Source organism: Streptomyces sp. NPDC002536, from assembly GCF_053594995.1.
Window position 1 is genome coordinate 40,500 of the sequence record NZ_JBSFWU010000025.1, and the last position, 22,214, is coordinate 62,713.

Sequence of the window (22,214 nt, forward strand, 5' to 3'; positions counted from 1 at the left end):
ACGGGGCATCAGGGCGCGGTGACCGGCTGCGCCATCGCCCCGGACGGAACATGGCTGGCCTCCACCGGAACGGACGGCACCATCCGCCTCTGGGACCTGACCGCCAGCACGGCGCAGACAATCCTGACGGGGCATCAGGGCGCGGTGACCGGCTGCGCCATCGCCCCGGACGGAACATGGCTGGCCTCCACCGGAACGGACGGCACCATCCGCCTCTGGGACGTCGGAGCCGCAGTTGAGCGGATGACCCTGGCCAGCCACACAGACTGGGTGAACGGCTGCGCCATCGCCCCTGACGGCAGCTGGCTCGTGTCCGCGGGAGCCGACCATGCCGTCTGCGTCTGGGACACGACCAGCGGCGACCTCGATACCACCCTCCTCGGGAACGCCGGCGGAGCCAACGGTTGCGCGGTGGCACCGGACGGCACCTGGCTCACCGCAGTCGGCTCGGACGGCATGGTCCGGGTCTGGTACCGCGAGCAGGGCAGGCCCGGGGCCAGCAGGCGCCAGCAGCTCCGCGGCAGGCCTGTCGAATCAACCCGGATGCCAGCCACACCGGTCCGGGAATGTGCGGCGCTACAGGACGGACGCCAGGTCGTCTCCGCCAACACAGACGGCACCGTGACCGTCTGGGACGTCGCCACCGGGTCTGCCGACCCAACCCACCACGGCCACACCGGCTGGTCGGAGTGTTGTGCCTGCGCACCGGACGGCACGTACTTCGTGTCCGGAGGGGCGGACGGGCTGGTGCAGCTCTGGGACGCGCGCTCGCGGACGCCACGTGCCACATTGACCGGCCATACCGCAGCGGTGACCCGGTGCGCCGTCGCGCCAGACAGCACCTGGCTGGTCTCGGCCAGCTCGGACGCCACCCTGCGGATCTGGGACGCGGCGACCGGCGAACTGCGCAACGTCTTCGACGGCGATCTCGGAGCCCTCTTCGGCTGCGCGGTGTCCCCGGACGGGACCCAGGTGTCCTCCGTGGGAGCCGACCGACTCGTGCGGCTGTGGGACGTGGCCACCGGCACGCAGCTCGCCGTGCTGGCCGGCCACACCGCCCGGGTCAACTTCTGCGCGTTCTCAAACGACGGCACCTGGCTGGCGTCCGCGAGTTTCGACCGGACCGTACGGATCTGGGACCTCACAACCCGAACCCTGCGGACCACCCTGACCGGCGACAACGGACCGATCTGGGGGTGCGCGATCTCCCCGGACGACCGATGGGTGTCCGGAGCGAGCACTAACGGAACCGTGCGGATCTGGGAAGCACGGACCGGAACCTGCACCAACGCGCTACGAGTCGAGCAACCGGTGCAAGCCTGTGCCTGGCTGTCTGACTCCCGGCTCTGCGTCGCGGGCGAGGCCGGAATCTACCTTCTCGACCTCTCGGCGGACCCGCCCGCATCCGCATCGCCGTAGACCGGATGACACGTCGACCCTGCACGTGACAGGCGCAGACCTGGTCCGGGCCAAGCCGCCCAGGCCCTTGATGCACATGAGCCGTGAGAGGTCTTCCTGTGAGCCTGCTCATCACGGGCGCGGCCGGTTTCATCGGTTCCGCCCTCACACGAGCCCTGCGCGATGCCGGGCACGGCGTCACCGCCCTGGACAACCTCTCGGTCGTCTCCCCACGCCCACGCCCGGACCGCCTGGAGGTCCGCGACGTCCGATCGCTGACCCCGGCCGACCTGGACGGCGTCGACACCGTCGTTCACCTGGCCGCCCACAAGTCCGTGCCCCGCTCCTTCGACGTCGGCGGCCTGGAACACAACATCACCGTCGACCGGCACATAATCCACACCTTCGCCGCCTCCCGCGCCCGGCGGCTGCTGCTGGCTTCCAGCTGCGAAGTCTACGGCCAGCGGACCGGCCCACTCGCCGAGACCGCTCCGCACTCACCCCGCTCCCCGTACGCCGCGGGAAAGGCCGCCACCGAGCACCTGGCCGACATCTACCGGTCGCTGCTCCAGGCGGAGCGGCAGATCGGTATCGTGCGCCTGTTCAACACCTTCGGCCCCGCCGAGGACCCCGACGCCGTGGTCCCCGCTTTCCTCGACGCCGCTGCCCGGAACCAGCCTCTAACGGTCGACGGCGACGGCAGCCAGGCCCGGGACCTGACCCACATCGACGACGCAGTCACGATGCTCCGCCGCATCCTGGACGGCCCGCAGTTGCCATCCATCGTCAACTGCGGCTCCGGGCGGGTGACCTCTATCCGCGCGCTCGCAGAAACGATCATCCGCGTCACCGGCGGCGGCACCATCACGCACGCAGCACCCCGGCCCAACGAGATTCGCTCGTTCACCGCCGACATGAGCCTGTTCACCGCCCTCTACGGGCCGGTGCGCTCCCGTCCGCTGGACCAGGCGCTGGCCGCCACCGCCCGCGACCGGTCCCACATCTGGAGAAAGCCCGTCGGAGCCCGCCCATGAACCCCACCTCACGAAGCGTCCTGGCCGTCGCCGCCCACGCAGATGACGAAGTCCTCGGCGCTGGCGGCACCTTGGCCGAACACGTCCATGCCGGAGACCGTGTGCACATCCTGGTCCTCAGTACCAGCGCCACGAGCCGCCTCGACGAGAACAGCGATGCGGTCCGCGCCCACCGCGCCGACTGCGTCCGCCGAGTCGCCGCCCTCTACGGCGCCGAGGCCGAGTCAGCCAACTTCCCTGACAACGGCTTCGACACCATCCCCCGGCTGAGGATCACCAGGACCATCGAGGATGCCATCCGCCGCTGGCAGCCCGACATCGTCTACACCCACAGCCCCGCCGATCTCTCCCTGGACCACCGCATCACCGCCGAAGCCACCGCTGCCGCCACGCGGCCGCAGCCCGGCTGCCCCGTGAACACCGTCCTTGCCTGGGAGATCCGCTCCGCCACCGAATGGGGAACCGGAACCCCGTTCCGGCCCACCTGGTTCCAGCCGCTGACCCCACGGGCCCTCACCATGAAGGAACAGGCCCTCAAGCTATACGCGTCGGAGCTGAGGCCCTGGCCGCACACACGCTCGACCCAGGCCCTACTGGCCGCTGCAAGGCTGCGTGGCGCGCAGATCGGGCGCGAGGCGGCCGAAGCCTTCGAGGTCCTGCGGCACACCATCGCAGCGCGGGACTGAGCGGGTGGAGATCGAGCGCACCGACACCGATGAGCGGCTGCGGATGGCGGCGGGCTGGGATGCTCAGCCCCTGTCTTCCACCGATCCGACTCACCCGGGGACGATCTCGGACCTGCGAGCCGTGCCTGCCCGACGCGAGGAGCCCGCCCAGTGATCGACTTCGACGTGCTCACCGACCTGGCCTTTCGCGAGGGAATCGAGCGGATCGGCGTCGGTGTGGTGGTCCGTGACGCCTCCGGCCGGATCCTGCTGATCCGCCAGGCCGCACACGACGTCCTGCCTGGCCTGTGGGAGTACCCGGGCGGTGGCCGGGAGGACAGCGAACCGGTCCCGGCCGGTGCGGCGCGGGAGCTGGACGAGGAGACCGGGCTCACCGGCCTGCCGCTCGAATACGCGCGACACCTGGACTTCACCGATCAGCGCGGCCGCCAGGTGAGGCAGTTCGTCTTCACCACCGTCGTGCCGGACGCCACCCCCATCGCCTTCTCCCTCAACCACGACAACCACCTGTGGGCACGAGCGGACCGGCTGCCGCCGACCAGCGACGGGCAGCGCACGGTGATCGAGTGGCTCACCGGCCGCTTGTCGATCCCGGGCTGGCGCCCGGTCGGCGGCTACCTGACCACCATCGCCCGGCCCTCCAGCTACGGCTGCTTTCTGGTCACCGATCTGCAGGGCCGCATCCTTGGGCTGCGCTCCGCCATCAACCCGGCCGTGTGGAACTTCCCCGGCGGCAACGTCGAGCACGGCGAGGGCCCGTTCACCGCCGCCCTGCGCGAAGGCGAGGAGGAGCTGGGCCTCGACCTCGCCGTGGAAAACCCCGAGGTGATCGCCCAGCGACGCCTGATCGCCGCCATCCACGAGCAGGCCCGCACCGAGTACCCCGTCCCGGTGTGCGGCTACGTCTTCGACGGCGGCCTCCTCACCGAAGAGCAACAAGCCCGGATCCGCCTCGATCCGGCCGAGCACACCGAGTGGCGCTTCGAGACGGCTCACGGCTGGCACGCGCTCATGACCCCGGACCGCTACCAGCGACTCCTGCAGATCCTGCGCGCTCATCGCAGCGGCTCGGCCCACTACCTCGAACGCCCCGGCCGGGACGAAGACTTCGAGGTCTCGAACGAGAGAACCTCTTTCGAAAAGGCGTCATTCCACTGGGGATCCACTATCTGATGGCCAGTCAGAAACTCGCGGATACCTGCATCAAGGCCTACGTCGTTGGCGGGTGATCACCGGTTGTTGAAGTGTGCCTTGAACGGTTCCAGTACGCCTGCCGGGCGCCGGTGGTGGGCGGCGGTCAGCAGCTGGTCAAAGCTGGCGTTCCGGAAGCGGCACATGATCTTGCGATCCAGGTGCAGGCGGCGGGGGATCGCACTGAGGGCCCAGCCTGCGTCCAGGATAGCGACGCTGCGGAAAGTGATCAGGCTTGCTGCGGTAGCGACGCCAGCCCAGTTGGGTCAGCGATCAACCGTAGGAGTCGGCAGCTTCGCGAGTACCGGGCCGTGCCCGCTGTAACTACGACTTCGTGAGCGAGCGTTGACCGTGCCGGCGCCGTGGCAGAGTCCTCCTCGTGCAGATATCCGGATCCCGATACGTTGCCGCGGTCCTCCTCTTGGGCACCGCCCTGACCCTGACCGCCTGCGACCAGCAGCGCACCGGCCTGACGGTGTCCGGGCCCGCCCCGAGCCCCGGCTATGCTCTCTCCCCATCGCCCACGGGCTCCCCCGTCGGCCCCGCGCGGGGCAACGTGGAACCCGACTCCCACGACGGGGCTCATCACTACCGCGAGAACAATGGCTTCAAGATCCCCAAAGGCATGTCCCCCGCCAGCGAGGAGATCGCCCGGACGGAGGCCGCCCGCATCGAGCCCGTCCTCAAACGACTCTGGGAAAACAAAACGTGGGACCCGAAGAGCGTGCGAGCGGCGCTGCTCCAGCTCGGCTACCGTGACGAAGGCCCCGACAGCGAGCAGGGCCGTGGAACACTCATCGTTCAGGACATGGGAGTGCGGCTCGGGCTCACCGACACTCATCCCGTCAGGCCCGAGGGCGCCAGCATCGCCCTACGGGTCCGTGACGACGCCTGTGTCACCGCGTTTACGCAGCCGACCAACTACCAGGTCAAGGTCAACGGCCGGTTCCTGGAGACCGGCTGCTTCGAGCCGCGCGGCGGCCGCTGAGCGCCCAGGCTTCCTGATGCCCCGATTACCGGGGGCTGCATGGAAATTCGCGGCAGCTTCAAACCGAGGACCAAGCCGCCGCCAGGACCCGCACAAGCCGTCCAGAGTGGGCACAGCCCATTGATAGCAGCCGTGTGGCGGCTGTCCCTGCAGTTGCATCCACCGGTCGAGGGCTGTGCTCCATCACAGCCCGGTGGCCAGCCAGATGGTCACAGCCGCAGTGGTGGTGAGCCCGATGTTGAGTGTGATCCGGCGGTCTTCGCCGGTCAGGTGGACGGCGATCGCGCCTGCCTGGAGGAGTACGAAGCCGCTGGCCGCGGCCGGCGCCAGCGGGAGCGCGATGCCCGTCAGCGGCGGCAGGATCAGGCCGGTCGCGCCGAGTATTTCGACCGTCCCCAGCGCCCTGAGGGCAGGTAAGGGCATGCGGTCGACCCAGGCCATCATCGGCCGGAGCTGATCCCGGCTGCGGATCACCTTCAGCGTGCCCGCGTAGACGTAGAAGAGGGCGAGCAGTCCCGCGACGATCCAGTAGGCGATGTTCATCGTTCCCGTTCATGGGTCATCGGGCCACGGAGACCCGTCGACTCCTTCAATCGAGGTCGGTGGCAGGCTCGGTCGCGTAGCGGCTCATCGCGTCGATATTGGCCTGGGGCGTCAACGGCCGGCCGCCGGCGAGCACCTCCTGGAGGTCCCGGAAGTACTGCACGTACAGATCGGGGGTGAATATGCTGAGCATGACGGCGGGTTGGTCGGTCAGGTTGGCGAAGGTGTGCGGGGTACCGGGCGGATCCATCACGAACGTGCCCGCGGTGGCATCGTGGTCCTCGTCCCCGACGGTGAACCGCACGGTGCCGGAGAGGATGTAGAAGCCCTCGTCGTGTCGGGCGTGGCGGTGCTGCGGCGGTCCCTGGGTGTGCGGGGCGAGGACGGACTCGGTGATCGCGAGGCGGTGCCCGGTGCGGCTGCCGTCCTCGAGGACGCGCATGCGCGTGGTGCCCAGGACGATCGTCTCGCCGTCGCCGGGACCCACCACCGATACGGAGGGGCCGGTCTGAGGTTCGCTGCTCTTCGCTGTTTCGGTCATGCCTACAAGTGCACCGCCGGGGCTCCACGGCTGTCCAAGACCCGTTCCTCGGCGCCGATACCTCGTGGGTATCGTTGCAGCGTGGAGCTACGGACCTTGCGCTATTTCGTGGCCGTCGCCGAGGAACTCCACTTCGGCCGGGCCGCCACCCGACTGCACATGAGTCAGCCGCCGCTGAGCCGGGCGATCAAGCGGTTGGAGGCCGATGTCGGGGCCCTGCTGTTCGCCCGCTCGCCCGCCGGTGTCACGCTCACCCCGGTCGGCACGGTGCTGCTCGACGAGGCGCGGGCCCTGCTCGACCATGCCGACCGCGTCCGTGTACGCGTGAGCACGGCAGCCGGCGCCGCGACCATCACCGTCGGCATCCTGGGCGACGGCACCGACCCGGGAGTGTCCAGGCTGGCCGCCGCCTACCGTCGGACCCACCCCGGCATCGACATCCGCATCCGCGACACCGATCTGACCGACCCGACCTGCGGGCTGCGCGCCGGGCTGGTCGATGTCGCCCTGACCCGGGCGCCGTTCGACGAGACCGCCCTGACGGTGCGTTCGCTGCGGACCGATCCGGTCGGCGTGGTCCTGCGCGCCGACGATCCGCTGGCCCACCGCGACCGGCTACGGCTGGCCGACCTGAGCGACCGCCGCTGGTTCCAGTTCCCGCAAGGGACCGACCCCGTCTGGCAGTCGTACTGGAACGGCGGCACGTCGCGCGAGGGGCCAGTGGTGCGCGCCGTCCAGGAATGCCTGCACGCCGTGCTGTGGAACGGCACGGTCGGCCTGGCCCCCCCTCGGACACGACCTGCCCGCGCAGTTGGCCGTGGTGCCGCTGATCGACATGGTGCCGAGCCGAGTGGTGGCGGTGTGCAACGAAGGTGACACCAACCCGTTGATCCGGTCCTTCATCGAGATCGCGGCAGCCGCCTACCGTCACTGAGTGCCGACAACCGGTGTGCCGCTGCTCGTGAACTATTCGCACACAGCAGCCTCCGGATCTGCTTCCCGAAGTGGTGAACCGGTGCTGCCCGTTCTCGGCTCTGGTGCACTTCGTGTGGTCGCGTGCACAGGGTGGCTGTTGGTCTTCGCCTGATGGTGGTTGGGGTGGTCGTAGGCGGTCAGTTGCGCGTATGACTGGCTGGCCGTGCAGGAAGCCGGCTCCCCTCATCAGGCCCCTTGGAATCGATCATCTAGGCTGGCGCGGTGACTGATGAGCGGGAGCGGGTGCAGCCGTCGGGGGTGTGGGCCACGGCGGTGGGGGTGGCCAGGGTGCGGGCGCTGGAGAGCGAGCGGGAGAATGCGCTGTTCCGCGACCCGCTGGCACGGGCCTTCGCCACCGCGGGCGGCCTGTGGCCTTCCTCGTCGCCACTGCCAGGTGACGAGGCCGCGCGACGCCGCCGGCTGGCCGTGTCGTTCTCCATCGTCATCAGGACCAAGTTCCTCGACGACCTGCTGCAGCAGGCCTCCGCGTCCGGGATCCGGCAGGTCGTGCTGCTCGGCGCCGGCATGGACAGCCGGGCCTTCCGGATGGACTGGCCCGAGGGCACCCGCCTGTTCGAGGTCGACACCGCCGCACCACTGGACTTCAAGGCTGCGGTACTGCGCCAGGAGCAGGCCGTCGCACGCTGCGAGCGGATCACCGTCGCGGTCGATCTGCGCGAGGACTGGCCAGCCGCGCTGGCTGCCGCAGGGCACGACCCGGCCGTGCCGACCGTGTGGATCGCCGAAGGACTGCTGATCTATCTGCCCCAGGATGCGGTGGAGCTGCTGCTGGCCCAGATCAGCGCGCAGTCGGCGGCAGGCAGCCGGATGGGGCTGACACTGGGCCCGCGCGGCGTGATCGAGCGCTTCGGCGCAGACGCCGCGCCGGGATCGGCAGCGTCCATGTGGGTCTCGGAGACGCCCGACGACCCGGTGGCCTGGCTGGCCGGGCACGGCTGGAAGGCCGACAGTCACACCCTGCGCGAACGCGCCGCCGCCTACGGCCGCCCGATCAACACCCCGCCACAGCACCAGGAACAGCCCGGCGGACTGATCTCAGCAGTCCGCCGGTAGAACGCCTCCCGGTTCCCTAAATGATGTCCCGTATGCCCTGGTCAGGTGTGTGATGATCTTGGTGTGGGTGTTGTGGTGACGGCGTCGGAGCCGGGCTGGGTGGGGCTGTTCTCGGGGCTGAGCGAGCGGCAGTTCCGCAAGCTCGTGGGACTTGTGCGGCGTCGGGGCGGCGGTGCCCCGACCGGCGGCCGGCCTTGGGCCCTGTCGCTGGAGGACCGGATCCTGCTGGTAGCCACGTACTGGCGCACGAACCTGACGATGCGACAGCTCGGTCCGCTCTTGGGCATCTCCAAGCCGGCCGCAGACCGAGTCATCGACCGCATCGCCCCGTTGCTCGCGCTGGCCCCGGTCCGAAGCCGACACCCGGCAGGCACAGCCCTGATCGTCGACGGCACCCTGGTCCCGACCCGCGACCGCAGCATCGCCGCATCCAGCAAGAACTACCGGTACTCCACCAACCACCAAGTCGTCATCGACTCAATGCCCACCCTGGTACGGGCCTACAGCCAGCGGTCGTACCAGGCGCGGATACGCCGGAGGGCGTCGAGCTGATGGGCGCGCTCGTGAAGCCCGTGGCCCTCTCGGGGGTAGACGACGAACTCGTGCTCGACGCCGAAATGGCGCAGTGCGCGGTGGAAGTGGACCGCCTGGCCGAGTGGGACGTTGGTGTCCTCCTCGCCGTGCAGGATCAGGACCGGGGTGCGGATCCGGGACGCGTAGGAGATCGGGCTGTTCCGGTCGTGGATGTGCGGTCCCGGCCCGTTCCAGCCGGTGCTGCCGCCGAGCGCCGCGTCCATGATTCCCCACTCGCCGGTCCCGGCCTGCATGCCCCAGTCGCTGATGCCGGCGCCCATCATGGCGGCCTTGAACCGCTCGGTTCGGCCGATGGCCCAGGCCGCCATGAAACCGCCGTGGCTCCAGCCGGATATGCCCAGGCGTTCGGGATCGGCGACTCCCCCGGCGACCAGCAGGTCGATCCCGGCGAGGATGTCGGTCCACTCGTCGCCGCCCACCGCGCCCGCCACCATTGCGGCGAATTCATGGCCGTGGCCCGACCCGCCCCGGGGATTGGGCAGGAAGACCGCGTACCCGGCGGTCGCCAGCCACTGGCCGCAGTCGACCACACTGAGCGTGAACTCGTCGGCATGGCGGAAGTAGGGGCCGCCGTGGACCATGGTGACGAGCGGGAACGGACCCTCGTCCCGAGTCCGGCCGACAGGCAGGATCAGCAGGCCGTCCAGCTGGAGTCCGTCGGACGCCTGGTAGCTGAGCCGTTCCTGGACACCCCAGCGGATCCTGCGCAGTTCGGGACTGGTGTCGCTGAGCCGGAGCAGTGGCCCGCCCGTGGGTCCCGCGTGGACGTTCCTGGGCTCGCGCGCGGTGCTCACCAGCACGGCAAGGGTCTCCCCGGATTGATTCGCAGTGAGCCCGGCGAGTGTCCCGGGCGCGCAGGACAATCGGTGGAACCGCAGCGACTGCGGATCGAGCCGGTACAGCGCGGTATCCAGCCCGTCGGCGAACAGCGCCAGCGGCGGCCCGTCGGCGACCTGCACCAGCTCGGTGGGGCAGGCGGACATGCCGACCGTGAGATTGCGCTGTTCGACGGTCGGGCCGGTCGCCGGCGGGACCGTGTCGATCACGGCGAGCGCACCGACCACGTGCCCAGGGGACACCGCCAGATGGGCCAGATGCCATGCACCGTCGTGATTCCACCAGACCGGGGACCGGGCCTCGACTCCGGCCGGGCCCAGGTCCTGGACGGCTCCCGTCTCCGGGGCGACCAGATGCAGTCCTGCCGTCGTGATGCCGGGGTCGAGCTCGGGGGTGGCCCAGCTCAGCACGGCCAGCGGGCCGCCGTACGGACGCTGGGTCACCTCCACGACATGGCGGTCCCCGAGGCCGTCCACGGTGCGGACCACGCCGGTCGCCAGGTCAAGCAGGCGCAGCCGGGTGACCGGGAGGTGCCGGCCCCAGACCTTCGCATCGTCACCCTCGGCCTCCCGGCGTTCGTCCTCCGCGGTGGGCTCGTCCTCGGCGAGCAGCGCGACGGTGCGGCCGTCGGCGAGCGGGTAGTAGTCGCAGATGCCCCCGCGCCACCTGGTCAGGGACTCTGCCGTGGCGATGTCCTCGCTGCCGTCCAGCAGGATCCGCTGGAGTTGAGCGGTGTCCCGCTCCTCGCGGTCGGAGGTGAAAAACAGAGAAGCCGAGTCCGGCGCCCACTTCGGGGCGGCGTCGCGGGCCGTGCCGTCGGTCAGCCTGCGCGGGGCTGCCCTGCCGTCGGCGGCGGCGACCCAGACGGAACCGTGCGGACGTCCGTTCCTTCCGCTGTTCGCGACCACGCCGTAGGCGACCAGGCTGCCGTCCGGCGAGATGGCTGGCGCCACGGGGGCGGCCATGTCCACCACCAGTTCCGCGGTGAGCAGGTCGGTCGACTCGGGAATCGGTCGCGGTGCAGGGTGCGGCATGCGGACCGCCTCTCACTCGCCAGTACGACAAACGGACATCCTGTCGCACTGACGAGCCTGCGTCAGCCGGGTTCCGGAGAATCGGGCCGCACGCGACCCTGCCTCGAACGCCCTGCCACAGTCCATGGCCGGCACTGGACACGTCCCGGCGGAAGGATGGCGGGCTGCATGCCTGATCATCGGTATGAGTCGGTCCGTTCACGAGGGCGGATCGATGAACTCCTACGCTCTATAAGCCATTTACACGTGCCATGCCAGACGATCCACCGGACCACGCGTCGCCACGACGGCGAATCCACAGATTGATCACGACTCGATACACGCCTCAGTGCCAGCGTGGACGGCCACTGCCGCTGACGCAGGTGATGAGCCGTCCACCGGCATCGTGCGTGCTGGCGCCCACGTCGCCGGTGCGGCAGAACTCCCCCGCCTTGTAGCAGTTCCCGGCGTTGGAGCGGATCTCGCAGGTCGCGTTCCCCCGGGAGCCGGTGCTGCCGTGCGTGCGCTTCGGGGCGGGCGGGGCAGCGGCGCCGTCCGAATCCGCCGTCGGCGCGGCCTTCGTGGAGGCCGGGGCCTTCGGCACTGTCGTCGGCGATGCGGAAGGCGTCACGGTGTCCGCGGGTGCCGGCGACGGGGCCGCCGACGCGGAAGCGGACGGCGACGTGGCGGAACCCGTCGGCGCCTTGTCGTCCCCCGTACAACCCGTGAGCGTGAGCGCGGCGGCCAGGGCGATCCCGCACCCCGCGACGAGACGGCGGCGGACGGCGGAAAGGAACACGGTGCGCACAGGCAAGGAGAACTCCACGATCGGTACGGGCGGATGACACCGGCCGCGCCTGGCGCTCAGCGTCCGACACGTGGGGGATGGCCTCCCCCACCCTAACGCCCCTCGCTGCGGCCCACGGCCGGGATCGAAGACTCCTCAAGTGCCGCGTCAGGTGCCATCCGTGGCGACGAGGAGGTAGCCGAAGTCGCCTTCCTGGCTACCGGGAAGGACCCACGGCCTGACGCGACCCGCGTGCGCACCGCACCGCCTCGACTACCCCACCAACGGATATTTGCAGTCTTATGTCAGGATTTCTGCATGAGCCAAGCCGACATCGTCCCCATGCAGCTCTCCCACCTGGAAGCCGTACTCAACCTCGGCCATCACGTGTACGACGTGAACGCCATGCCCTACACCTCATGGTCACTGTCCAGCGTCGCCGCACATTTCGACGCACAGCCCGAGGCATGCTGGGTCGCCACCGACGACCAGGGACTGCTCGGCTTCGTCCTCGGCTCTCTCTCCTACGACGAACGCGAGGACTGGGGCTACCTCGAATGGATCGCCCTCGACGAGCGGGCCCGCGGCAAAGGCATCGCCAGCACACTCCTCGAACGGTGCTGCACCGCTCTCTTCACCGCCGGCGCCTCCCGCATCATCACCGACGTGGAAACCAGCAACCAGGCCTCTTCAGCCATGATGCGCCGCAACGGATTCACCGAAGGCGTCACCGTCACCCTGTTCACACGCTCCCACCCCGACCAGCCCACTCCCCCACCCGCCCACCCCCTGCGCGACCCCGCCCGCGCCCGCCTCCGCCGCGCCGCCCGCACCGCCAACACCCCCTGACCCACCACTCCCGCCGCCAGACCGCACCGACGTCTTCGCCACATCTGCAACCAGCCACCGAGCCCTTCCACCAGGAACGCTCCAGGACGAGACCCACCCTGACGCGTGCCCGCCGGACTGCAGCACACGCGAAGCAAGAACCACCAAGTCCGCAACCGGACAGCACCCCGATCGACCGGACAGCTCAGTCTCATGCGGGCTCGTTCGACGAACCTTGCCCGGCGAAGCCCCCGCCCCGGCGGAGGCGCCGGGGCGGAGCCGTCGGCCTGCCGGAGCAGCATGCCCCGTCTGCCGGCACCCCCCGTCCCCGCGCATCAGCCCGGACCGTTCAGTTCAGCTTGGCTTTTAACGTCGTGCGGTAGTTGGGAGTCCTTGACTGTGGAGTCGACCCTGGCTTGACCGGGGCGCCGTCACCAGCCGATGTCCTTGGCGACTTCTTCCTGAGCAGAAGCAATCTCTTCGGCGCTTGAGCTCGTCAGGTCGGTATCGGTGTCCCACTCCATGCGGGAGAGCAGATCGGCCAGTGCCTGCTTCTGGGCCGGATGCGTCACGGGTACAGAGTTGAGGTCCGTGGTCATGAGCCAGTCGAACAGGACGATGGCGTCGGCTCGCCCAAGTCGCACGGTCACGGTGGGTGTCTTGCTTGTCATGAACGTCATCATGCCGGTTGCGTGAGCTTGCCACCGGTAGTCGTTCCGCTCCGGTCACCGGCCGGAGCTGGGACAGCGGATCGAATGACCCCTCGAACTTGATCACTCGCGAAGGGAACTGCGGTACGTGACAGCGGCCTTCGCTTGATCCTGTGCTCCGTCACAGAGGCATTGGATCTTCGAAGGCCGCCGGGAGTCGAGTTTGCTGCATCACGATGTCCAGCAGGAGCCGTTCGAGTTGCTGTCACACTTCCGGACGGAGTTGTACGCGTGCCTGACCGTGCGAAAAGACGCGCTGTTCGAACTCACCGACGCGATGCTGTGTGCCGACGGGCCGGTGAAGACGCTGGTAGGACTGGCCCTTGCCCCGGAACACCGTCGTGGTCATGGCGCCTTGTACGCGGGACTGAACGATGGTCGGGTGGACGTGAGCCGGCTGCGGCGGGCCCTCGTCTCGGTGCCGTTGCCGAAGGCAGCCGACGGCCGCCTGGTCCTCGCGGTCGACGTCTCCCCCTGGCTCCGCCCGGACGCGGACACGGCCCCTGACCGGTGCTTCTGCCACACCTACGGCTACGGCGAGAACAAGCACCTGATGATCCCCGGCTGGCCGTACTCGGTCGTCGCCGCACTGGAGACCGGCCGGACCTCGTGGACCGCGATCCTGGCCTGGATGCCGTCAGGCTGACGCCCGGCGCCGACGTCGCCGCGATCACCACCGCCCAGATCCGCGAGGTCGTCGAGCGCCTGATCACAGCAGGCCACTGGACGTCAGATGACCCAGACATCCTGGTCGTGGTCGACGCCGGCTACGACGCCCCTCGGCTCGCCCACCTGCTGGCCGGCCTGCCGGTTGAGATCCTCGGCCGGACGCGTTCGGACCGGGTGATGCGCAAGCCTGTGCCCCGTCCGTGGATCTCACCGCCCCAGGGCGGCCGACCGCCCCGGCACGGCGGCGAGTTCGTCTTCGGGCAGCCGGAAACCTGGGGTGACGAGCACGTGGTGACCGTGACCGACACCCGTCTCTACGGGAAGGCGACGGCCCGGTCCTGGGACCGGCTCCACCCCCGGCTCACCCGCCGGGCCGCCTGGATCGACCACACCTCTGAACTGCCCATCATCGAGGGCACGGTCATCCGCTTGCAGGTCGCGCACCTGCCCTCGGGCGCCGACCCGAAGCCGCTCTGGCTGTGGTGGTCCAGGACTGGTGCCACCGCGGCCGACGTCGACCGCTGCTGGCAAGCGTTCCTGAGGCGCTTCGATGTCGAGCACACCTTTCGCATGATGAAGCAGACGCTGGGCTGGACCGCCCCCAGGCTCCGCAGCCCGGAGGCTGCCGACCGCTGGACCTGGCTCGTCATCGCCGCCCACGCCCAACTCCGGCTCGCCCACCCGCTCGTGGCAGACCTGCGGCATCCATGGGAGAAACCGACACCGCCCGAGCGGCTCACCCCAGCACGCGTCCGGCGAGGGTTCAGAAACCTCCGTCCAACGGCCGCATCACCAGCACGTGCACCAAAACCATCCCGTCCCGGACCCGGCAGGCCGCCGGGCTCGAAGAACCGACGCCCGGCCACCCGTCACGACGTGGGCCGAGTCCTGGCTACCGGCCAGGCGTTCCAGCGGCCCGCCCACCACAAAGTCGGGACCAAACCCCGACGGGCCGGCTAACAGGACCCTCAACAGGCGAGATGGAGGGTCACGGAGCAGATGAGATCGCTCACGGCGTCGGTCGGCGCGGCGGAGGCGAGCGGGGCACTCAAAAACCCGGCAGAAGCCACAAGAACAACGAATACGGCAACGAAACGACGCATGGCCCCCTCCCCAGAACGCGGAATGTACTTCCCATACCTGCCCTATACGGAGGGAGCGGCAACCAGATCCGAAACGGAATGGATGTACATATGTGCTGCACACTAGCCCGCACGGCGCAAACAGTGCACATCAGAGCATTCGCAGACAGTGCAACAGCTGCTGCAAGCTGTTTAGCTATCACCCCGGCGTTAAAAGCCAAGTTCAGTGCCTGTGCCAAGACCTTGAGACGTGGGCCGGGGCGGCGTAGATGCCATCGAGGGCAAGGACGCCGCCTCCGTCAGCGGAGGCGCGAAAGCGCCCAGCCGTCCCCACCGGTGCACGCGACGGGGGACGGGTGGGGTTCCTGGTCATTCCTCGATCCTGGCGAGGGCGCCCGCGATGAGCGTTGTCAGCATCTCCTCCAGGGTGGCGGTGAAGTCCATGCGCAGGGCGGCGAGTGAGGGATCAGCTGCATAGGCGGCGAGCATGGCGGCGGACGGCCGAGCATGGGTCCATACCGCGCCGCTCACCATGATGGCCTGGGCGCAGAACTGGTCGGCGCGGCCGCCGAGTTCGGGGAGGTGCTGGCGGGCGAGCGCGGCCAGAGCGGCGACGTTGTCGAGGGCCGCTCGTTTGTATCGGGCGGCCACGTCCGCGGAGACGTTGTGCTCCAGGACGCCCGCCTGGGCGCTGAGCAGGTCGCACAGCACCCGGTGCTGTGCGAGGGAGTGTGCCAGGACGGCGGCGAACTCCTGACCGCGCAGGACCGGCGGGGCGCCGGGGGTGACCGAGGCGGCGAGCTGTTCGGGAAGGGCGGCAGTCCACTGCCGCCAGTCGCGGTCCAGCAGTTCCAGCAGGACGGCTTCGCGCGACTCGAAGTAGCGCAGCACGTTGGACTTCGCCAGGCCCACGCGCCGGCTCAGTTCGTTCAGGCTGAGTGCGCCCACGGACATCTCGTCAAGCATTGCTGCCGCGGTGTCGAGGATCGCCCGCCGCCGGATCTCGCGCTGTTCCTCGCTGCGCGCTCGCTGGAAGGTCGCCATGCCTCCATATTACAGACTGCCGGTCTTTTGACATCAGACCGCCGGTCTCTTAGCTTGGGACGCAAGAGACCGGCGGTCTTCTCAAACGGGACCGCCGGCCGTGCCCACCTGTACGGGAAAGAGGTCCACCGTCATGAGCGTTGTCAGCGTTGCCAGCGTCGCCCTGGTCACCGGAGCCACCACCGGCATCGGCAAGGAGACCGGCCTGGCCCTGGCCCGCGCCGGCCACGCCGTCGTCGTCTCCGGCCGCCGCAAGGAAGCGGGCGAAGCCGTCGCCCGCGAGATCCGCGCCAACGGCGGGGAAGCCGCCTTCATCGCCGCCGACGTCGACTCCGAAGAGTCCGTCGCCGCCCTGGTCGCGGCCACCGTCGAGCGCTTCGGCCGGCTCGATGTCGCAGTCAACAACGCCGGGGTCTCCCTCGACACCGGCCGCCTGGCCGACGAACTCACCAGCCGCTTCCAGCAGATGCTCACCACGAACGTGCTCGGCGTCTTCTGGAGCATGAAGTACCAGATCCAGCAGATGCTGGCCCAGGACACCCCCGGCGGCTCCATCATCAACCTGGCCTCGATCGCGGGCCTGGGCGGCATCCGCTACGCGGCCAACTACTCCGCCACCAAGCACGCCGTGGTCGGCCTGACCAAGTCCGCCGCACTGGAGTACGCCACCGACGGCATCCGCATCAATGCGGTCGCCCCCGCCTCAATCAAGACCGACATCCTCAACAACGCCATCGAGGCCGGCACGTGGGACGAAGCCGCCATCGCCGCCCTCCAGCCGGTGGGTCGGATGGGCCGCCCCACCGAGGTCGCCGAAGCCATCGCCTGGCTCGCCTCGCCGGCCGCGTCCTTCGTCACAGGAACCATCCTCAACGTCGACGGGGGCTACAAGGCCCAGTGAAGGTCGGCGAAGCAGACCCGAAAGCCGTCCTGATGGGTGCCTGTGTCAGAACATCCAGCCTTGGAACGGGAGGTTCTGACACAGGCACCCACCCTCCAGTTACGCCGCCGCAAGCAATCGAGCACCGCGGAACTGCGCGCAGACCCAGGCGAAAACCCGCAACAGCCACCTCCCCACCGGTGAGCCAACGTGTGCTCTGGGTCAGGCCGGTTGGCCTGTGACGCCCTGCGGCGAACGGGCGGAACCTCGCACAAGGGCCTCACCGGCCGAACCGCCTCCGCCAGGAACGTCGGCAAGCCCCCCGGTGAACTGCTCTGCGTAAGACCCCTCTTGATGTGGCAGGCACCGGCAACAGACCGTCGCAGGCTCCGGCGGCATACACAGAGGGCACCCCTCCGAACGGCGGGGTCCACCCGTCCCCCGGGCGGGGGCCGGCGCGCCAATTGCCTTCCTTATGGAGCATATTCCCGGCCGTGCCCCATACAGCAGGATTATCGGCAACTCCCGCATCACCCCCTCATGTCCCCCATGAAACAGAGGAACAGTATGCGCGCAATGCCGATCCAGCCGGAGCGGACGAAGCCCCCGCGGCTCCGGCCCCTGTTCCCCCGGGCGTTCGCCACCACGGCCTTCGCCGGGATGATGGCGACCGCCTCGGCGGAACTGGCCCATGCCGCCCCCACGCCTGCACCCGGCGGCAACCGGATAACCCAGGCGAGACAGACCGGGCTGGAGGCCTTCCACGGCTACAAGCCCGGCCACCTCGCCTCCATCCTCGAAGGTCTGCGTCCCGTGGGCACCGCCGGGAACCACGACCCCAACTGGAAGGGGCTCTACCTCGCCGAGACCACCGGGCATGCCGCCGGATACAGCATCGACGACGAGGCGGGCAGCGCCGGCGGCGTCGTCAAGGTGACCCTTCCGGAGGAGGTGAACATCGCCACGGTCCATCTCACTCCCCAGGAACACGAGAACGGCGAGGCCTTCCAGCGGCGCCAACTGGACTTCGTCAAAAAGGAGTTCGGCGTCCCCGACGGCACACCGCTCATGGACGCCCTCGGGGAGAAGAACACCGTCCTGAAGATCGCCGACGACGGCTCCGGGCAGAGCGAGTTCATTGTCCCTTGGAAGCTGGCCGAACGCGGCAAGGCCGAGTCGGTCGTCGAGTTCCGCGGGAAGGGCTCCGTCATGGACGCCGCGATCTACGCGGCCGCCCCGGCCAACTGCCTCGCCCCCACCGGGCGCACCAAGCGCTCAGTCGACCGCTGCCTGTCCGTGGACTGGGACAAGGCCGAGGAGAAGGCCAAGGCCACGGCCAAGAAGATCGCCCAGGATCCCGAGCATGCCGAGCGGTTGCCCCGGCGCAGCCCGAAGGGCCCGACCTGGGGCGAGGCGCACTCCACCGCCGAGCTCACCCATGCCAAGGTCCGCTCGGTGAGCGGCGCCCATGTGGCCGCGAGCGCCGCCGGCGTCGGCACCTGGGTCTACGGCCTGGCGAGGACGTTCTCCGACAAGGACGCCACCACGCTCGACAAGGCCGCCGTCACCGCCGCGGTCGTCCCCGGCCTCGGCCAGGCCCTGGGCATCGCCGACGGCATCCAGCACGGCGACCCCGAGGCCATTGCCGTCAACGCCGTGGCCCTTGCCGCCCTCGCGGCCGCCCAGGTCGTGCCCGTCGTCGGCGAGGTCGTCGATGTCGCTCTCCTCACCGAGCAGCTCGTCGAGGTGCTGGTGGACGTCTTCCGTGCCGCCACCGCCGACCCGCCCCCGGCGCCGCGCCTGGAGAAGGGCGTCCTGCCCATCCTCCCCGTGCCCCGGGCATCGCTGCCGTGCAGCGTGTGGTGGACGTACATGGACGTCCTCTGGGAGACGGCCGGCAAGGTCCCGGCCGGCGAGAAGGTCCCGGCGAAGACACAGGTCGTCGTCCGTGAGCGGGGAGGCAAGGAGTACACGTACCCGGTAGCCGACGGGAAGTCCCCCGGCTGGCTGGTCCCCCACGGGCTCGGCTCCAGCCGGACCTTCGACGTCTTCTACCGGCTGAAGACCGACCAGGGCCGCGTACTGGAGTCCAGGCAACGGGCTGTGGTCCAGGCGAAGGCCGAGGTCGCCCAGTGCAACACCCTGATCTGGAACGAGGATTGGGAGCGCTGACGCCTCGCCGCTGATGCGGTCCCGTATCAGTCGGCCGGTGAGCCGGCCACCGTCCGGCGCGGGCGGGAACCCGGGACCCGCCGTGCGGGCCGGCAAGGCCGATACGACGCTGGAGCCCGACCGCGAGACCGACCAAGGCGTCGTCGGCAACGGCGACGACGGCGCCAACTCGCAGCCCGGCCACCGGTCCACCACGCCCCACCATCGCATGCCAGAAGACCGAGCACCGGCACCGAGCTACCCGACCGCCACCACACGCATCGAAGGCAAGATCGCTTTCCTTCCTTCACAACGAAGACGCCAGGGCGCAGCAACACCTTCCAAACCCACAGTCATCTAGGTTCCGCGGTTTCGTGAGCAACTCCGCGTGATCACGAGCACCGATCGAGCATTTCCAGGTGATCATGGGCAGTGATTACGTTCAGCAGCTGTCAGTTCTCGACTGTTTACAACCCTCCGATCTGAGCGGCACCGGGTTCGCTCGGCACATGGCATGAAGCACTACTCGGGCGACTACGCCTCCGCCACGACGGGCGGTCGGGTTGTCTACGGAGAGCCGGCTGGAGCTGGCCCGCCTGCTGCTTGCCAACTTCGATCCGTCGGTGTGCGGGCATCTTCGCCGGGGTCACGTACCGGACTTCCTCCTGGTGATGCGGTCGGGGACGGTGCGCGTTGTCAACGTGAAGCCGGCTTCGCGTCTGCAGGACCCGAAGGTCGTACGGGCGCTGGCCTGGCCGGGCCATCTGATCGAGCAGCACGGCTGGGAGTACGAGGTCTGGTCGGGTGCCGAGCCGACGTTGCTGGAGAACGTCAGGTTCCTGGCCGCCTATCGGCACCCCGGCGTCGTCCCCTCCGACGATGTCGAACGCGCCTGGCAGGAGGCCATCGCGGTGGGGAGTTGGCGCTCGCCGAACGGCGGCCGGCCGGGGACCGAAAAGCCCGAGGAGGCCCGTCCGCCGCTGCTGGCGCTGCTGTGGGCGGGGCGGCTGACCACGGGCCTCGCGGCCCGCCCGCTATCAGGAGAGTGCGTTCTGCGGAGGCACGGATGAACCAGTGGACGACGACGTTGCGGCCGGGTCTGCCGGTCGGCTTCGACGGTGAGCAGTTCACCGTCGCGGAGATCGAGGGGGGCGGACACCAAACCGACGGCGAAGTCGTCCGCCCCGTCGGCCGACTGGACCAGCTCAGCTACTTCCCCCGGCTCGCAGCCCGCGCCCGCGAACTCGCCACAGCCGGACACGCTGCCCCCGCCATCGCCATGACCCTCAACGCCGAGGGCTTCCGCCCGCCCAAACGCCGCGAACACTTCGGCACTCAAGGCATCCGCGAGCTACTGCGCGAACTGGGCTGCAACAGCCAGCAGGAACGGAGCCTCCGCCGAAACGCCCAGCCCCTCGGACCCGACGAATGATCGCCGAGTGACCTTGCCCGAGAGCTCGACATGCCCCGCGTCACCCTCTCCGGCTGGATCACCCACGGCCGGGTCACCGCCCGCCGACAGCCGGTGTCGCTCCGGGCGCGGTGGATTCGGCCTGAGCGGTGAAGCCATCCATCCCGCTGACGGGCGAGTACGGCATCCCCTTGCACGATGAACTGACGTTGGAGTTGCTCATTGGACCCCCACCTGGCGGTCACAGCCACTCGTTGATGGCCGCGACGAGCACGGTTGCCTCGTAGCGGACGGCGAGCTTGTGAACCTCGGTGGCTCTCGCGCCGTGCTCTATGAGTGGACCGAATCGGGTGTGGCGGTGCAACTCCGGCCGGGAGCCAGCGTGTACTGGTGACTCCCGGCCAGGAGCGGGGATGGACGACGTGGTGCGGGATGGGTCAGTACAACGGGCAGCCCTTGGGCATCTTGGCGAAGTCAAGGAATGCGTACCCGGTGGGACCGCCCTCTGTCCTCGACTTCAACTGCGGGGTCCAGCTGGCCGGCTCCACGATTTCCTCGTAGATGCCGGCGGAGTCGGGAAGCTTGGGACGTGCGCGGTCGAGTGTGCCCGCGCGCGTGATCCGGCTGCCGTCGGACCAGTCGTAGAAGTCCACGGACGGGCCCTGCGGGCTCATCGACATCCGGGCTTCGGTGCCCGCGCCGATGTCCTGGTGCTTGATCACCGTGCACTGCTTGATGACCGTTGCCTTGTCCACCGAACAACCCTTGGGCAGCCGGGGAAAGTCGACGAGGCCGTACTGGCCGTCGAGGCCGCCCTGGGTCTTGGTGAGCAGTTGCGGGGTCGAGCCGTACGGGTTGAGGATCTCCTCATCGATGCCCGCGTCCTGCGGCAGCGCGGGACGGCTGCGGTCGAGCGTGCCGAATCTGGTGATCGGGCCGTCGACCGGGTCGAGGAAGGTGACCGACGGGCCCTGCGGGCTCATCGTCATCCGGATGCCGGTGCCCGCGCCGACGCTGCCGTTCTTGACCACCGTGCACTGGTCGGCTGAGGGTACGGCCGACGACGCGGTGCGGGTGCCGTGGGAATCGGCCGCGAACGCGGCGGTCGGAGCGAGGGCAGTACCGGCGAGGGCAGCGGCTAAGCCGACACGGAGGGCGCGACGACGCATGGCAACTCCTGCATGGGAAAGTGCGAGCAGAGAAAGGGATTTCGGCACCGACTGCCCACATCCGGCCTGATCCGGGGTGGCTTAGTGGTGCATGAGTGAATCTATGTGGACTTGGGCGGCGGAGTAGTTCGCTCCATGCCACAGAATCGTCACAGCGAACCTGAACCCGAACAGCCCGCATTTCCCACCGCGTTGCGCGAGACGGATGACAGACCACCGGCCGCACACGGTCCGCGGTACCAGAGCACAAGCTGCATACCTGACCCGGTGCGCGGGCCTCACCGGCAGTGCTCCGCGCCGGCCCGGAGTATGGCGCCGGCACCACCGTCACCTCGGTGCGGTCTGGTGCGCGTCGAGCGCACCAGGCGATACACAGTGCACGACGCGCCGCGCTCCCCCACCGACGGTGCGTACCCGATGTGCCTCCGCCCTGCGCCGCGGAACTCAACGCCCCGGCGCCCAGCCGCCTGCCCGCCGGGCACAGTGCCACGCAGGCCGGCGGGTTCGCAGCTGCGGCGCCGTCAACGCGGTCGCCAGCTTCATAGTTCTGCTGCTGCGCCTGCCGGCACGTCCAGCAGCACGCAGGGCCTGCCGAACACGACGTCCCCT

At 69.3% G+C, this 22,214-nt stretch carries 18 protein-coding genes and 4 pseudogenes; 15 read left to right on the forward strand and 7 right to left on the reverse strand.

What is annotated here, in order from left to right; translation table 11 throughout:
- From ACWD4B_RS12075 to ACWD4B_RS12095, 5 genes and pseudogenes are all read left to right on the forward strand, one after another.
- A pseudogene (locus ACWD4B_RS12075) lies at positions 1 to 1,419 on the forward strand (hypothetical protein); the annotation flags it as partial.
- Between the two features lie 98 nt (positions 1,420 to 1,517).
- The gene (locus ACWD4B_RS12080; protein ID WP_451420654.1) at positions 1,518 to 2,432 is read left to right on the forward strand and encodes an NAD-dependent epimerase/dehydratase family protein; all 915 of its coding nucleotides are present in this window, start codon (positions 1,518 to 1,520) and stop codon (positions 2,430 to 2,432) included.
- 71 nt (positions 2,433 to 2,503) lie between these two features.
- A complete protein-coding gene (locus tag ACWD4B_RS12085; RefSeq protein ID WP_451420686.1) occupies positions 2,504 to 3,118 on the forward strand; it encodes a PIG-L deacetylase family protein in 615 nt (204 codons plus the stop codon).
- Positions 3,119 to 3,268: 150 nt separating this feature from the next.
- Positions 3,269 to 4,291 carry an NUDIX domain-containing protein gene (locus ACWD4B_RS12090; protein ID WP_451420655.1) on the forward strand — a complete coding sequence of 341 codons (1,023 nt, stop codon included), beginning with the start codon at positions 3,269 to 3,271 and terminating at the stop codon, positions 4,289 to 4,291.
- 397 nt (positions 4,292 to 4,688) lie between these two features.
- Positions 4,689 to 5,297, forward strand: a complete 609-nt coding sequence (locus ACWD4B_RS12095) for a hypothetical protein (protein WP_451420656.1) — start codon at positions 4,689 to 4,691, stop codon at positions 5,295 to 5,297.
- Between the two features lie 183 nt (positions 5,298 to 5,480).
- Here ACWD4B_RS12095 and ACWD4B_RS12100 read toward each other — a convergent pair whose 3' ends face one another.
- Both ACWD4B_RS12100 and ACWD4B_RS12105 read right to left on the reverse strand, forming a co-directional pair.
- Positions 5,481 to 5,840: a DoxX family protein gene (locus ACWD4B_RS12100; RefSeq protein ID WP_451420657.1), complete on the reverse strand. Its 360-nt coding sequence runs from the start codon at positions 5,838 to 5,840 to the stop codon at positions 5,481 to 5,483.
- 46 nt (positions 5,841 to 5,886) lie between these two features.
- Positions 5,887 to 6,381, reverse strand: coding sequence for a cupin domain-containing protein (locus ACWD4B_RS12105; protein WP_451420658.1), 495 nt, complete (start codon positions 6,379 to 6,381; stop codon positions 5,887 to 5,889).
- Between the two features lie 96 nt (positions 6,382 to 6,477).
- Here ACWD4B_RS12105 and ACWD4B_RS12110 point away from each other — a divergent pair.
- From ACWD4B_RS12110 to ACWD4B_RS12120, 3 genes and pseudogenes are all read left to right on the forward strand, one after another.
- Positions 6,478 to 7,315 (forward strand): annotated as a pseudogene (locus tag ACWD4B_RS12110) (LysR substrate-binding domain-containing protein).
- A 263-nt stretch (positions 7,316 to 7,578) separates the two neighbouring features.
- Complete coding sequence (locus tag ACWD4B_RS12115; protein WP_451420659.1) at positions 7,579 to 8,430, forward strand: class I SAM-dependent methyltransferase; 852 nt, start codon at positions 7,579 to 7,581, stop codon at positions 8,428 to 8,430.
- A gap of 63 nt (positions 8,431 to 8,493) precedes the next feature.
- Positions 8,494 to 8,925: pseudogene (locus ACWD4B_RS12120) on the forward strand (helix-turn-helix domain-containing protein); the annotation flags it as partial.
- Between the two features lie 5 nt (positions 8,926 to 8,930).
- On the opposite strand, the gene ACWD4B_RS12125 reads toward ACWD4B_RS12120, so the two are convergent.
- Both ACWD4B_RS12125 and ACWD4B_RS12130 read right to left on the reverse strand, forming a co-directional pair.
- A complete protein-coding gene (locus ACWD4B_RS12125) occupies positions 8,931 to 10,895 on the reverse strand; it encodes a S9 family peptidase (RefSeq protein WP_451420660.1) in 1,965 nt (654 codons plus the stop codon).
- Between the two features lie 325 nt (positions 10,896 to 11,220).
- A complete protein-coding gene (locus ACWD4B_RS12130; protein WP_451420661.1) occupies positions 11,221 to 11,688 on the reverse strand; it encodes a hypothetical protein in 468 nt (155 codons plus the stop codon).
- Positions 11,689 to 11,979: 291 nt separating this feature from the next.
- Between ACWD4B_RS12130 and ACWD4B_RS12135 the strand changes: the two genes are divergently transcribed.
- Complete coding sequence (locus ACWD4B_RS12135; RefSeq protein WP_451420662.1) at positions 11,980 to 12,510, forward strand: N-acetyltransferase family protein; 531 nt, start codon at positions 11,980 to 11,982, stop codon at positions 12,508 to 12,510.
- Positions 12,511 to 12,920: 410 nt separating this feature from the next.
- Here ACWD4B_RS12135 and ACWD4B_RS12140 read toward each other — a convergent pair whose 3' ends face one another.
- Positions 12,921 to 13,160, reverse strand: a complete 240-nt coding sequence (locus ACWD4B_RS12140; protein ID WP_451420663.1) for a hypothetical protein — start codon at positions 13,158 to 13,160, stop codon at positions 12,921 to 12,923.
- 205 nt (positions 13,161 to 13,365) lie between these two features.
- Between ACWD4B_RS12140 and ACWD4B_RS12145 the strand changes: the two are divergent.
- Positions 13,366 to 14,828, forward strand: a pseudogene (locus ACWD4B_RS12145) (NF041680 family putative transposase).
- A 491-nt stretch (positions 14,829 to 15,319) separates the two neighbouring features.
- Here the strand turns inward: ACWD4B_RS12145 and ACWD4B_RS12150 are convergent.
- Complete coding sequence (locus ACWD4B_RS12150; protein WP_451420664.1) at positions 15,320 to 15,994, reverse strand: TetR family transcriptional regulator; 675 nt, start codon at positions 15,992 to 15,994, stop codon at positions 15,320 to 15,322.
- Positions 15,995 to 16,127: 133 nt separating this feature from the next.
- On the opposite strand from ACWD4B_RS12150, the gene ACWD4B_RS12155 reads away from it, so the two are divergent.
- The 5 genes from ACWD4B_RS12155 (at position 16,128) to ACWD4B_RS12175 (ending at position 20,457) form a co-directional block, all read left to right on the forward strand.
- Positions 16,128 to 16,895, forward strand: coding sequence for a glucose 1-dehydrogenase (locus ACWD4B_RS12155; protein WP_451420665.1), 768 nt, complete (start codon positions 16,128 to 16,130; stop codon positions 16,893 to 16,895).
- A gap of 555 nt (positions 16,896 to 17,450) precedes the next feature.
- A complete protein-coding gene (locus tag ACWD4B_RS12160) occupies positions 17,451 to 19,046 on the forward strand; it encodes an ADP-ribosylating toxin (protein WP_451420666.1) in 1,596 nt (531 codons plus the stop codon).
- Positions 19,047 to 19,128: 82 nt separating this feature from the next.
- Complete coding sequence (locus tag ACWD4B_RS12165; RefSeq protein WP_451420667.1) at positions 19,129 to 19,386, forward strand: hypothetical protein; 258 nt, start codon at positions 19,129 to 19,131, stop codon at positions 19,384 to 19,386.
- A gap of 202 nt (positions 19,387 to 19,588) precedes the next feature.
- Entirely contained in the window at positions 19,589 to 20,095 is a 507-nt protein-coding gene (locus ACWD4B_RS12170; RefSeq protein WP_451420668.1) for a TnsA-like heteromeric transposase endonuclease subunit, read from the forward strand.
- Complete coding sequence (locus ACWD4B_RS12175; protein ID WP_451420669.1) at positions 20,092 to 20,457, forward strand: hypothetical protein; 366 nt, start codon at positions 20,092 to 20,094, stop codon at positions 20,455 to 20,457. Before ACWD4B_RS12170 ends, ACWD4B_RS12175 begins: the two co-directional genes overlap by 4 nt.
- Before the next feature lie 416 nt (positions 20,458 to 20,873).
- Here ACWD4B_RS12175 and ACWD4B_RS12180 read toward each other — a convergent pair whose 3' ends face one another.
- The gene (locus ACWD4B_RS12180) at positions 20,874 to 21,605 is read right to left on the reverse strand and encodes a hypothetical protein (protein WP_451420670.1); all 732 of its coding nucleotides are present in this window, start codon (positions 21,603 to 21,605) and stop codon (positions 20,874 to 20,876) included.
- Positions 21,606 to 22,214: the final 609 nt, after the last annotated feature.

What these genes read in the sequence shown, in the direction of transcription:
- ACWD4B_RS12105 (WP_451420658.1), bottom strand. Translation starts at nt 6,381, where the DNA reads ATGACCGAAACAGCGAAGAGCAGCGAACCTCAGACCGGCCCCTCCGTA.
- ACWD4B_RS12155 (WP_451420665.1), top strand. Translation starts at nt 16,128, where the DNA reads ATGAGCGTTGTCAGCGTTGCCAGCGTCGCCCTGGTCACCGGAGCCACC.
- ACWD4B_RS12135 (WP_451420662.1), top strand. Translation starts at nt 11,980, where the DNA reads ATGAGCCAAGCCGACATCGTCCCCATGCAGCTCTCCCACCTGGAAGCC.
- ACWD4B_RS12160 (WP_451420666.1), top strand. Translation starts at nt 17,451, where the DNA reads ATGCCGATCCAGCCGGAGCGGACGAAGCCCCCGCGGCTCCGGCCCCTG.
- ACWD4B_RS12180 (WP_451420670.1), bottom strand. Translation starts at nt 21,605, where the DNA reads ATGCGTCGTCGCGCCCTCCGTGTCGGCTTAGCCGCTGCCCTCGCCGGT.
- ACWD4B_RS12175 (WP_451420669.1), top strand. Translation starts at nt 20,092, where the DNA reads ATGAACCAGTGGACGACGACGTTGCGGCCGGGTCTGCCGGTCGGCTTC.
- ACWD4B_RS12140 (WP_451420663.1), bottom strand. Translation starts at nt 13,160, where the DNA reads ATGACAAGCAAGACACCCACCGTGACCGTGCGACTTGGGCGAGCCGAC.
- ACWD4B_RS12125 (WP_451420660.1), bottom strand. Translation starts at nt 10,895, where the DNA reads ATGCCGCACCCTGCACCGCGACCGATTCCCGAGTCGACCGACCTGCTC.
- ACWD4B_RS12150 (WP_451420664.1), bottom strand. Translation starts at nt 15,994, where the DNA reads ATGGCGACCTTCCAGCGAGCGCGCAGCGAGGAACAGCGCGAGATCCGG.
- ACWD4B_RS12100 (WP_451420657.1), bottom strand. Translation starts at nt 5,840, where the DNA reads ATGAACATCGCCTACTGGATCGTCGCGGGACTGCTCGCCCTCTTCTAC.